This is a genomic window from Lentzea aerocolonigenes (assembly GCF_000974445.1).
GTDB classification, from domain to species: domain Bacteria; phylum Actinomycetota; class Actinomycetes; order Mycobacteriales; family Pseudonocardiaceae; genus Lentzea; species Lentzea aerocolonigenes.
This window is the reverse complement of sequence record NZ_BBOJ01000017.1, coordinates 314672-325851: the sequence shown is the minus strand read 5'-3', so window position 1 is coordinate 325851 and position 11180 is coordinate 314672. Positions and strand designations below refer to the sequence as shown.

The following is an 11180-nucleotide window of genomic DNA, read 5'->3' as shown; positions in this document are numbered from 1 at the left end:
CAACTCTAGGTTGACGCTGAGCGTGGGGTCAACCTCAGGTTGACGCGGGCGTGATCTCGATGCCGATGGTGCCCGTGCGACCGCGGCGCAGCTTGCTGCCCGTCATGGTCAACCAGCCCATGAAGCCGTACTTCTTCACGATGCGCGCACGGACGTCGTCGCTCGCGTCGTCGTCGAGCAACCTCGCGCGCGCCTTGACCGACACGCCCTTCGGGTTGCCCTTGAAGTCGCACGCCCCGATCTCCACGTCCCCGCTGCGCCGGATCCGCTTGACCTTGCCGGTGTCCTTGGCGCTCCAGGCGTAGATCACGTCACCGTTGCCGGGCGCGACCCAGACCGGCGTGGGCACCGGGGTGCCGTCCTTGCGGAACGTCGTCAGCAGCAGGTACTGGCCCTGGCCCAGCTCGGTGATCATGGTGTCCAGCGTAGTCCCGAAACGGCTGCTTGTAGGCTTTCCCGCATGTCAGTCGCTGTCCGCGTGATCCCCTGTCTCGACGTCGACCGGGGCCGGGTGGTGAAGGGTGTCAACTTCACCAACCTCGTCGACGCGGGCGACCCGGTCGAGCTCGCCAGGGCGTACGACGCCGAGGGTGCCGACGAGCTGACGTTCCTCGACGTGACGGCCTCCAGCGGTGACCGTGAGACCACCTACGACGTGGTGCGTCGCACGGCAGAACAGGTGTTCATCCCCCTCACGGTCGGTGGCGGCGTGCGCAGCCCGGAAGACGTCAACAAGCTGCTGCGCGCGGGCGCGGACAAGGTCAGCCTCAACACCGCCGCGATCGCACGGCCGGAACTGCTGCGCGAGTGCTCCGAGCGCTACGGCGCGCAGTGCATCGTGCTGTCGGTCGACGCGCGGCGCGTGCCCGGCGGCACCGGCTTCGAGGTCACCACGCACGGCGGGCGCACCGGCACCGGCATCGACGCCGTGGAGTGGGCGGCCCGAGGTCAGGAGCTGGGCGTCGGCGAGATCCTGCTGAACTCGATGGACGCCGACGGCACCAAGGCCGGCTTCGACCTCGAGCTCATCGAGCTGGTGCGGCGCGAGGTCGACGTGCCCCTCATCGCGAGCGGCGGCGCCGGCGCGATCGACCACTTCCCGCCCGCGGTCGCCGCCGGAGCGGACGCCGTGCTGGCGGCCAGCGTGTTCCACTTCGGACAGCTCCGCATCAGCGAGGTCAAGGACGGCCTGCGCCAGGCCGGCGTCGTGATCCGATGACCCCCGTCGAGGTGCGGGTGGCCTCGACGGTCGCGTTCGGCGGTGCGCTGGTGTTCTTCGCGGTCGGCCTGGTCCTGTGGCGCTCGACCGGCGACGCGGACGTGCTGAAGCTGCCGTCGTTCGTCGCACTGGTCGAACTGCCCGTCGCGGCGGCGTTGTTGTTGCGCCTGCGGTTCATGCACTACCCGGCGATGGTGGTGTTCGTCCTCGTCGCGTTGCTGCACCTGGTGATCGTGCTGGCCGACGGACCCGCGTGGGCCCGTGTGGCGTCCGGAGTGCTGTCCGTCGTGCACATCTACGGAGTGGTCCTGCTCAACACCGGACCCGCTCGTGAACACCTGGGAGGACCCCGTTGAGCAGCCCGCTCGATCCCACCGTCTCCGCCCGGCTCAAGCGCACGCCGGACGGCCTGGTGTGCGCGGTCGCCCAGCAGCGCGACACCCGTGAGGTGCTCATGGTGGCGTGGATGGACGACGAGGCGCTGCACCGCACGCTCACGACCCGTCGCGCGACCTACTACTCGCGCAGCCGCCAGCAGCTGTGGGTGAAGGGCGAGACGTCCGGGCACACCCAGTACGTGCACGAGGTGCGGCTGGACTGCGACGGCGACACGCTGCTGCTGATCGTCGACCAGGTGGGCGCGGCGTGCCACACGGGGGACCGGACCTGCTTCGACGCGACGGTGCTGCTGACCGACGCCGGCTAGTTCAGGTCGCCGGTCAGGTAGCGCTGCATGTTCGGCGCGATCGCCTTGACCACGGTCTCCACGTCCGTCGACGCCAGCGGTTCGAAGTGCACGACGTACCGGACGATGCCGAGCCCGACCATCTGCGTGGCGCACAGCGTGGCGCGCAGCTCGCGTTGTTCGGCGCCGATCTCGGTCAGCAGGTTCTTGAAGATCGCGTTGACGAAGAACGACTTCAGCGCGTTCGCCACCTCCGGCTGGCTGGTGACGCTGCGGATCAGCGCGGCGAACGTGCCGCCGCCGGTCGCGTCCCACACGGTGACGAACGTGCGGATGATGCGCTCACCCGCCTGCTCCACCGGGCCGTCGAGGAGGCGTTTGAGGATCTCGGAGGGGTCGAACGGGAGTTGCAGCACGGCCTGGGCGAACAGGCCCTCCTTGCCGCCGAACCAGTGGTTGACCATGGCGGCGTCCACGCCCGCCTTGGCGGCGATCGCGCGGACCGTCGCGCCGTCGTAGCCCTTTTCGACGAAGACCTCGCGTGCTGCTGCGATGAGGGCGGCCCTGGTGTCCTCCCCCGCGGCGCGGCGGCCTCGGCGTTTCTGGTTCACTTGCTCCACAGGGCCATAGTTCAACAGATGTTGAATTTATGCAACAATTGTCGGCATGGTGAGCGTCATCGGGGCCGTGGCCGCCGCTGGTCTGGGGGCCGTGAGTCCCACGCGTGAGGAGTTCCGCGAGCTCGCGGTCAACCGCCGGGTCATCCCGGTGGTCCGCAAGCTGCTCGCGGACGCGGAGACCCCGGTCGGTCTGTACCGCAAGCTGGGGGCCAACCAGTCCGGCACGTTCCTGTTCGAGTCCGCGGAGAACGGGCGCTCCTGGTCGCGCTGGTCGTTCATCGGCGTGCGGTCCTCCGCGGCGCTCACGGCGACCGGTGGCGAGGCGTTCTGGACCGGCACGCGGCCCGTCGGCCTGCCCGACGGCGGCGACCCGCTGCTGGCGCTGCGCGAGACGGTCGAGGTGCTGCGCACGGACCCGTTGCCCGGCCTCCCGCCCCTGACCGGCGGCATGGTCGGCTACATCGGCTACGACGCGGTGCGGCGGCTGGAGCGGCTGCCGAACATCGCCGAAGACGACCTGCAGCTCCCCGAGCTGGTCATGCTGCTCGCGACCGACCTGGCGGCGCTCGACCACCACGAGGGCACCGTCACGCTCATCGCGAACGCCATCAACTGGGACGACTCGCCCGAGCGCGTCGACGAGGCGTACGACGACGCGGTGCGCCGCCTCGACGAGATGACCACGGCGCTGCACACGCCCGCGCCGCCGACCGCGGCGGTGTTCGCGCGGCCCAAGCCGGAGTTCCGGCGCCGGCGTTCGCAGGCCGAGCACTTCGAGGCCGTGGAGAAGGCCAAGGAGGCCATCCGGGCGGGCGAGGCGTTCCAGGTCGTGGTGTCGCAGCGGTTCGAGATCGACACGGACGCCGACGCGCTCGACATCTATCGCGTCCTGCGCACGACGAACCCCAGCCCGTACATGTACCTGCTGCGGCTCGACGGGTTCGACATCGTGGGCTGCAGCCCCGAGTCGCTGGTGACGGTGCGCGACGGCAAGGCGACCACGCACCCGATCGCGGGCACCCGCTGGCGTGCGGAGGACCCGGAGGAGGACGCGCTGCTGGAGAAGGACCTCCTCTCCGACCACAAGGAGCGCGCCGAGCACCTGATGCTCGTCGACCTCGGCCGCAACGACCTTGGCCGCGTCTGCAAGCCGGGTTCCGTGCACGTCGTCGACTTCTTCAAGGTCGAGCGGTACAGCCACGTCATGCACATCGTGTCGACCGTGACCGGTGAGCTGGCCGAGGGCAAGACGGCCTACGACGCAGTCGCCGCGTGCTTCCCGGCCGGCACGTTGTCCGGTGCGCCCAAGCCGCGCGCGATGGAGCTCATCGAGGAGCTGGAGCCCACGCGGCGCGGCCTCTACGGCGGCGTGGTGGGCTACTTCGACTTCGCCGGGGACGCGGACACCGCCATCGCCATCCGCACCGCCCTGGTGCGCGACGGGGTGGCGTACGTGCAGGCCGGCGGCGGCATCGTGGCCGACTCGGACCCGCTCGCCGAGGACAACGAGTGCCTGAACAAGGCGGGCGCGGTGCTGGCCGCGATCGCGACCGCCCAGACGATGGCCCCCGCCGTTGAAAGCTAGCCGTCCACTGTGGATCGCCGCGCTCCTGCTCGTGGGCGCGGCGGGTGCCTTCTGGGGTGCGGGTTCGGTGCCGGTCGCGTTGCTCAGCCTCGCATCCGTGGCCGCGGTCGTCGCGTTGAGCGGGGTGGCGCGCCGGGTGCTCGGGGCGTTGCTGATCGTGGTCGGCATCGCGGCCGCGTTCTCCGGGCACTGGCTGGCGATCGCCGGCGGCGTGCTCGTGGCGGGCTCAGGCGTGCTTCAGGTGGTCCTGGGGGCACGCATGCCGAAGATCGGGGTGGGCGGGCAGAAGACCCGCGCGCAGGACCCGGAGACGGACATGTGGCGCGCGCTGGAGCGTGGAGATGATCCGACTGACGACAGGACGCCCGGCGGAGCTTCCTCGAACGAGTGAAGATCATTCATCGGCGTTCACGCATGTGACACGCGCACAACCCCGGCTAGCTGCGTGGACACCGAACCCCCGGTGGCTGGGTGGTTACTCCGCCGGGGTTAGCATCCCCGTAGCGGGAAGGGGAGCAAGACTGTGACGGTTCTCGAGTCGATCCTCGAAGGTGTGCGTGAGGATCTCGCCGCTCGCGAGGCTCAGTTGTCCTTCGACGTCGTCAAGGAGCGCGCGGCCAGGACCGCCCCGCCACTCGACGTGATGTCAGTGCTGCGCGGTCCGAACGTGGGTGTCATCGCCGAGGTCAAGCGCCGCAGCCCCTCCAAGGGCGCGCTGGCGGAGATCCCCGAGCCGGCCGAGCTCGCGGCCGCGTACGAGGCGGGTGGCGCGTCGGTCATCAGCGTGCTGACCGAGCAGCGCCGCTTCGGCGGGTCGCTGGCCGACCTCGACGCCGTCCGGCGGACGGTGAAGATCCCAGTGCTGCGCAAGGACTTCATCGTGTCGCCGTACCAGGTGCACGAGGCGCGCATGCACGGTGCGGACCTGGTGCTGCTGATCGTGGCGGCGCTGGAGCAGAACGCGCTGGTGTCGCTGCTCGACAGGGTCGAGTCGCTCGGCATGACGGCGCTGGTCGAGGTGCACACGGCCGAGGAGGCCGACCGCGCCCTGGAGGCGGGCGCCTCCGTCATCGGCGTGAACGCGCGCAACCTCCACACGTTGGAGGTCGATAAAGACGTTTTCGGCAGGATCGCTCCCGGACTACCCTTCGAGACGATCAAGATCGCCGAATCGGGCGTGACCGGCCCCGGCGACCTGATGGCTTACGCCGGCGCGGGCGCTGACGCGGTGCTCGTCGGTGAAAGCCTGGTGACCAGCGGCGACCCCAAGGCCGCCGTGAACAAGCTGGTGACCGCCGGCTCGCACCCCGCGTGCCCGCGGCCCAGTCGATAACAGCGCTAGAGGAGCTATCCGATGGGCCAGTTCACGCCCACGCCGCACGATCCCGACGCACGTGGCCACTTCGGCCCGTGGGGTGGCCGGTTCGTCCCGGAGGCCCTGATCGCGGCGGTGGACGAGCTGGCCGCCGAGTACGACAAGGCCCGCCTGGACCCGGAGTTCGTCAACGAGTTCAAGCGCCTGCTGAAGGACTTCGCGGGCCGCCCGTCCCTGCTGACCGAGGCCCCGAAGTTCGCGGAGCACGTCGGCACGCGGGTCTTCCTCAAGCGCGAGGACCTCAACCACACCGGTTCGCACAAGATCAACAACGTGCTCGGTCAGGCGTTGCTGACCAAGCGCATGGGCAAGAAGCGCGTGATCGCCGAGACGGGCGCCGGCCAGCACGGCGTCGCGACTGCCACCGCGTGCGCGCTGCTCGGGCTCGACTGCGTCGTCTACATGGGCGAGGTCGACACCGAGCGCCAGGCGCTGAACGTCGCCCGCATGCGACTGCTGGGCGCCGAGGTCATCCCGGTGAAGTCCGGCTCGCGCACCCTGAAGGACGCGATCAACGAGGCGTTGCGCGACTGGGTCACCAACGTCGACGAGACGCACTACCTGCTCGGCACTGCAGCGGGCCCGCACCCGTTCCCGCTGCTGGTTCGCGACTTCCACCGCGTGATCGGCATCGAGGCGCGTGAGCAGATCCTCGAGAAGGCGGGCAGGCTGCCCGACGCCGTCGTCGCCTGCGTCGGCGGTGGCTCGAACGCGATCGGCATCTTCCACGGCTTCATCGACGACACCGACGTCCGGCTGGTCGGCGTCGAGCCCGGCGGGTCCGGCCTCGACAGCGGCAGCCACGGCGCCACGCTGACGGCCGGCACGCCCGGTTCGCTGCACGGCGCGATGTCGTACGTGATGCAGGACGAGGACGGCCAGATCACCGAGGCGCACTCGATCTCCGCGGGCCTCGACTACCCCGGCGTCGGCCCGGAGCACTCGCACCTCAAGGACATCGGCCGCGCCGAGTACTTCCCGGTCACCGACGACGAGGCCATGCAGGCGTTCGCACTGCTCTCGCGCACCGAGGGCATCATCCCGGCGATCGAGTCCTCGCACGCCCTCGCGGGCGCGCTCAAGCTCGGCCCGGAGCTCGGCCCCGACGGCTTGTTGATCGTCAACCTCTCCGGTCGTGGGGACAAGGACATGGACACGGCCGTGAAGTACTTCGGCCTCGCGGACGGGGGACAGGCCTGATGTCGGTGTCTGAGGTTTTCGCTTCCGCGCGCGCGGAGTCGCGTGCCGCTCTGATCGGTTACCTGCCAGCGGGCTTCCCGACGGTCCCCGGTTCCAAGGACTACCTCCGTTCGATGGTCGAGTCCGGTTGTGACCTCGTCGAGGTCGGCCTGCCGTTCTCCGACCCCGTGATGGACGGCCCGACGATCCAGGCCGCGGCCGAGCAGGCGTTGTCCGCCGGCTTCCGCGTGCGCGACCTGTTCGACGTCGTGTCCTCCGTGGCCGACACCGGTGGCCGCGCGGTCGTGATGACCTACTGGAACCCCGTGCTGCGCTACGGCGTGGACGCGTTCGCACGCGACCTCGCCGCGGCCGGTGGCCTCGGGATCATCACGCCCGACCTCGTGCCGGACGAGGCCGACGACTGGATGGCGGCCTCGGAAGCCCACGGCCTGGACCGCATCTTCCTCGTCGCGCCGTCGTCGACGGAGGAGCGCATCGACATGACGGCGCGCGCCTCCTCGGGCTTCCTGTACGCCACCGCGGTCATGGGCGTCACGGGCGCCCGCGACGTCGTGTCGTCCGCCGCCCCCGAACTGGTCGCGCGAGTCCGTGAGCACACCTCGATCCCCGTCGGCGTCGGGCTGGGCGTGCGGTCCGGTGCACAGGCCGCGGAGATCGCGGGGTTCGCGGACGGCGTGATCGTCGGCTCGGCGTTCGTGTCGGCCGTGGCCGAGGGGGACGGCGCCGTGCGGGCACTGGCGGCGGACCTGGCCAAGGGCGTGCGGTCGGCTGCGGCGACCGTCTGATCCTCCTTTCTCGTGGAACCGCTCGGCCTTCGGGTCGGGCGGTTTTGCTTTTGCGGTTCTGCTTTGTGTACCGGTGAAATCGGCTGTGCAGTACCGGCTTCACCCGTGTTTCGCCATCGAGTGGTTGTCGGGGTGACTCCGCCCATGACTGAAGTCGTCGGCTTCCTGCTTGGGTGGCTGTACCGCCACCGCGCAGAGGGCCAGCCCGGCCCTGTGGTTGATGTTGATAGCCCCTACGCGGTCAGCGTGCTCGATGAGTCCGCATTTGACGCAAGCGAAGGCTTCTCCATCGCGATTGTCCGCTGTCACGTGTCCACATGTCGGGTCTGGGCAGGTGCGGGAGGTGTTGCGAGCGTCTACCTGGATCACCCGGCGACCGGCGCTTTCAGCCTTGTTCGCGAGGATGTTCAGGAAGATGCCCCAACCCGCGTCGAGGATGCTGCGGTTGAGTCCGGCCTTGGCGGCGGCCCCGTTGGGCAGGAACGCGCCGGCGTTCCCAAGATCGGGCTTTGCTTTTGGAGCGCGGGTCATGCTGGTGATGTTCAGCCGCTCGTGTGCGATCACGTCGGCATCGCGGATGACGAAGTTCGCGGCCTTGTGCGCGAAGTCCAGCCGCTGGCGGCGCGCCTTGGCATGCAGCATGGCGACCTTGCGCGCGGCGGCTCGGTGGGCCTTGCTGCGCCCTTTGCTCCGCCTGGGGAAGGTGACGAGGGTCCGCTGCGCGGCGGCCAATGCGGCGGCGGTTTTCTTGCCGTACTCCGGGTTTTCTACGTGCACACCTTCGCTGGTGGTGAGGAAGTGCGTGATACCCATGTCGATCCCCATCTGGCGGCCCGTGGCGGGAAGCGGATCGGCAGGCACCGCGTCACAAGCGAGGACGACGTACCAACGCGCGCTCTCACGCTTGATCGAGATGGTTTTCACGCGGCCCTGCACGGACCTGTGTTGGTGCACGCGGATATGCCCGATGCCCTGCATACGGACACGGGTCTGCCGGTTGTGCGGCGTGGAGTCCCAGCGGCAGCCATCACCATCTTTAGGGAACATGACCGTGTCGAAGTGTCCGACGCCTTTGAACCGCGGATAGCCGGGCTTTCGCCCGGTCCGGACGCGCCGGAAGAACGCAGCGAACGCCTTGTCCAGGCGACGTAACGTCGCCTGTTGACTGGAGAACGACCACCGACCTTGCCGCTCCGGGTCGAATGCACGGATCTCCTTGAGCTGAACCGACTGGTCTCCGTAGCGGATGTGGGTCTTCGACACGTGCCGGTAGGCATCCCGCCGCTCCTGCAACGCCGCGTTGTACAACGAACAGTGGTCGCGAAGCATTTCGCAAAGCGCATGCTGCTGACGCAGGGTTGGACGCAGAAGGAACTTGTAGGCGCGGATCACCGTGCGGCTCCGCGTCCTTTGCTGAGAGGCGTTTGCACCGGACGTACCGCTTTCTTTCGAACCCTTTGACCTTCCTCCAAGAGCATGACACACATTCGAACACCTGATCGAGTGAATCTCGGTCGGTTGGGCTCAAAACCCCCTTTGGCGGGTCGTCTGACCTGCGATCGTGGCGCTATGCACAAGCCAGCCCTTCGCCCGGCGTGCCACACTGGTACTCGCCGGGCGGTTTTCGGAGGTGATGCCCTGTGGCGGCTCCAGCAGAAACGGCACCAGCCGAGTACCTGCTGCCGAGGCACGTGGGCCCCTGGTCGCTCGACGACGTCCTGTCGTTGCCGGAGGACAACAGTCAACGTGTCGAGCTCGTCGACGGGATGCTCCTCGTGAGCCCGCTGGGGTCCTACCGGTACCAGCAACTGGTGTTCGATGCTGCGGCAGCCTTGCGCGCAGCCTGCCCGGACCACCTCCAGACGACGATCGAGCTGAACGTCCTGCTGTCCAGCGGGCGCCTGGTGATCCCGGACTTCACGATCGTCAAGCCGCGCGAGGCGGGCGTCATGTTCCCGGTGTCCGACGTGGTGCTCGTGGGTGAGGTGTTCTCGCCGAGCACGCGGCTGAACGACGCGGGCCTGAAGCGCAGCCTCTACGCCAAGGCGGGCATCCAGTACTACCTGATGGTCGACCCGGAGCCGGGTGTCGTCGAGGCGACGCTGCTCGAGCTGCGGGGCGACAGCTACGTCGAGGTCGCCACCAGCGAGGACGGCGTGCTGGAGATCGAGCGACCGTTCCCCGTGACGATCAAGTTCTAGCCGCTGCGCCTACCGGCGGGCATCGGTTGGGGCGGCGAACCCGGCCCGGAACCCGTGAGGCGTGGCGGAAGCGCGGCCCGAATCCCCTGCGGAGTGACACGGGTCGGGCAGAAGAGCCGGGTGACGCGTGTCGGGCCGGAGGGCCGGGTGATGCGTGTCGGGCCCGAGGGCCGGGTGACACGGGTCGGGCCGGAGAGCCGAGTGACACGGGTCGGGCCGGAGAGCCGAGTGACATGGGTCAGACAGGCGAGCCGAGCCGCGTGGTCCGGTAGCGCTGGGCCGCAGTGGCACCGTTCGCCGAGTCGAGGAGCCCTGGGCTCGGGCCGACCGCAGCTGAACGGTCTCAGGTCGCAGCGGTGCCTCTGACCCCCGTTCACCTCGGTCAACGCCGCGTGCCGTCGATCTCCGGCACCACGCCCGCGCCACTGCCAGGGTTCGGGCCGGTAACGATCGCGCGTCCGAACGAGACGCACACAAGCCCACCGGTACGGTGGGCCACGTGTTGAACGGGTTGAACGCCGTCCTGGCCACGATCCCGAGCCCAGACCGTGGTGTTTGGTATCTCGGTCCGCTCCCCATCAGGGCCTACGCGCTGTGCATCATCGCCGGCATCATCGTCGCCATCTGGTGGGGTGAGCGCCGCTGGGTCGAACGTGGTGGCATCAAGGGTGAGGTCACCGACATCGCCGTGTGGGCGGTGCCGTTCGGGCTGGTGGGTGGGCGGCTCTACCACGTCATCACCGACAACCAGAAGTACTTCGGGCCGGGCAAGAACCCGCTCGCGGCGCTCGAGATCTGGAACGGTGGTCTCGGGATCTGGGGTGCCATCGCGCTCGGTGCGGTGGGTGCCTGGATCGGGTGCCGGCGCAAGGGCATTCCGCTGCCTGCGATGGCGGACGCGCTGGCGCCCGGCATCGTCGTGGCGCAGGCCATCGGGCGGCTCGGCAACTACTTCAACCAGGAGCTCTACGGTGGCGACACGACGTTGCCGTGGGGGCTGGAGATCTACCGCCGCGTCACGCCTGAGGGGCGTGAGGACGCGCTGGCCGGTGTCGCCATCGACCACACTCCGATTCAGGTCGTGCACCCGACGTTCCTCTACGAGCTGTTGTGGAACCTCGGTGTCGCCGCGCTGATCGTGTGGGCCGACCGCCGGTTTCGGCTGGGTCACGGGCGGACGTTCGCGCTCTACGTCGCCGGCTACACGGCCGGGCGGTTCTGGATCGAGCTGATGCGGACGGACGAGGCGACGCTCATCTTCGGCACTCGCGTCAACGTGTTCGTGTCGGGACTGGTGTTCCTCGGTGCGGTCGCCTACTTCGTCATCGCCAGGTCGCGTGGTGAGCGTGAGGACGTCGCGGCCCTGCGTGGCACCCCGGCTGAAGACGTCGAGGACACCGCAGCTGAACCGGCCGAGGAAGCCGACGTCGTCGAGGACAAGGACGACGCCGAGAAGAAGAACTCCACGGAGTCCGTCAACTCCCCGGAGACCGTCAAACCGGAGTGA

At 69.0% G+C, this 11180-nt stretch carries 13 protein-coding genes; 10 read left to right on the top strand and 3 right to left on the bottom strand.

Annotated elements, in window-relative coordinates; translation table 11 throughout:
* Positions 1–34 precede the first annotated feature (34 nt).
* Entirely contained in the window at positions 35–415 is a 381-nt protein-coding gene (locus tag AOM45_RS31805; RefSeq protein WP_030471218.1) for a PPOX class F420-dependent oxidoreductase, read from the bottom strand.
* Positions 416–460: 45 nt separating this feature from the next.
* Here AOM45_RS31805 and hisF point away from each other — a divergent pair, with 45 nt between their 5' ends.
* Genes hisF through hisI form a run of 3 tightly spaced genes read left to right on the top strand, consistent with a single transcriptional unit; the run spans position 461 to position 1925 of the window.
* Positions 461–1219, top strand: coding sequence for an imidazole glycerol phosphate synthase subunit HisF (gene hisF / locus AOM45_RS31800; RefSeq protein WP_030471217.1), 759 nt, complete (start codon positions 461–463; stop codon positions 1217–1219).
* The gene (locus AOM45_RS31795; RefSeq protein ID WP_030471216.1) at positions 1216–1575 is read left to right on the top strand and encodes a hypothetical protein; all 360 of its coding nucleotides are present in this window, start codon (positions 1216–1218) and stop codon (positions 1573–1575) included. The genes hisF and AOM45_RS31795 overlap by 4 nt, the downstream gene beginning before the upstream one ends.
* On the top strand, positions 1572–1925 hold the full coding sequence (hisI, locus tag AOM45_RS31790) for a phosphoribosyl-AMP cyclohydrolase (protein WP_030471215.1): 354 nt from the start codon (positions 1572–1574) through the stop codon (positions 1923–1925). The genes AOM45_RS31795 and hisI overlap by 4 nt, the downstream gene beginning before the upstream one ends.
* Here hisI and AOM45_RS31785 read toward each other — a convergent pair.
* A complete protein-coding gene (locus tag AOM45_RS31785) occupies positions 1922–2524 on the bottom strand; it encodes a TetR/AcrR family transcriptional regulator (protein ID WP_030471214.1) in 603 nt (200 codons plus the stop codon). The two genes, hisI and AOM45_RS31785, sit on opposite strands and share 4 nt — an antisense overlap.
* A gap of 46 nt (positions 2525–2570) precedes the next feature.
* Here AOM45_RS31785 and AOM45_RS31780 point away from each other — a divergent pair, with 46 nt between their 5' ends.
* The 5 genes from AOM45_RS31780 to trpA all read left to right on the top strand — a co-directional run bounded on the left by AOM45_RS31780 (position 2571) and on the right by trpA (position 7472).
* Positions 2571–4109: an anthranilate synthase component I gene (locus AOM45_RS31780; protein ID WP_030471213.1), complete on the top strand. Its 1539-nt coding sequence runs from the start codon at positions 2571–2573 to the stop codon at positions 4107–4109.
* Complete coding sequence (locus tag AOM45_RS31775) at positions 4099–4500, top strand: Trp biosynthesis-associated membrane protein (protein ID WP_081902517.1); 402 nt, start codon at positions 4099–4101, stop codon at positions 4498–4500. Before AOM45_RS31780 ends, AOM45_RS31775 begins: the two co-directional genes overlap by 11 nt.
* Positions 4501–4632: 132 nt before the next feature.
* A complete protein-coding gene (gene trpC / locus AOM45_RS31770) occupies positions 4633–5442 on the top strand; it encodes an indole-3-glycerol phosphate synthase TrpC (RefSeq protein WP_030471211.1) in 810 nt (269 codons plus the stop codon).
* A gap of 21 nt (positions 5443–5463) precedes the next feature.
* The gene (gene trpB, locus AOM45_RS31765; protein ID WP_030471210.1) at positions 5464–6684 is read left to right on the top strand and encodes a tryptophan synthase subunit beta; all 1221 of its coding nucleotides are present in this window, start codon (positions 5464–5466) and stop codon (positions 6682–6684) included.
* Positions 6684–7472, top strand: coding sequence for a tryptophan synthase subunit alpha (trpA, locus tag AOM45_RS31760; protein ID WP_030471209.1), 789 nt, complete (start codon positions 6684–6686; stop codon positions 7470–7472). The genes trpB and trpA overlap by 1 nt, the downstream gene beginning before the upstream one ends.
* A 99-nt stretch (positions 7473–7571) precedes the next feature.
* Here trpA and AOM45_RS31755 read toward each other — a convergent pair whose 3' ends face one another.
* Positions 7572–8864, bottom strand: a complete 1293-nt coding sequence (locus AOM45_RS31755) for an RNA-guided endonuclease InsQ/TnpB family protein (RefSeq protein WP_236703897.1) — start codon at positions 8862–8864, stop codon at positions 7572–7574.
* Positions 8865–9112: 248 nt separating this feature from the next.
* Here AOM45_RS31755 and AOM45_RS31750 point away from each other — a divergent pair, with 248 nt between their 5' ends.
* Together AOM45_RS31750 and lgt are read left to right on the top strand one after the other, a co-directional pair.
* Positions 9113–9673 carry a Uma2 family endonuclease gene (locus tag AOM45_RS31750; protein WP_030471207.1) on the top strand — a complete coding sequence of 187 codons (561 nt, stop codon included), beginning with the start codon at positions 9113–9115 and terminating at the stop codon, positions 9671–9673.
* A 490-nt stretch (positions 9674–10163) separates the two neighbouring features.
* Positions 10164–11180 carry a prolipoprotein diacylglyceryl transferase gene (lgt, locus tag AOM45_RS31745; protein ID WP_051784318.1) on the top strand — a complete coding sequence of 339 codons (1017 nt, stop codon included), beginning with the start codon at positions 10164–10166 and terminating at the stop codon, positions 11178–11180.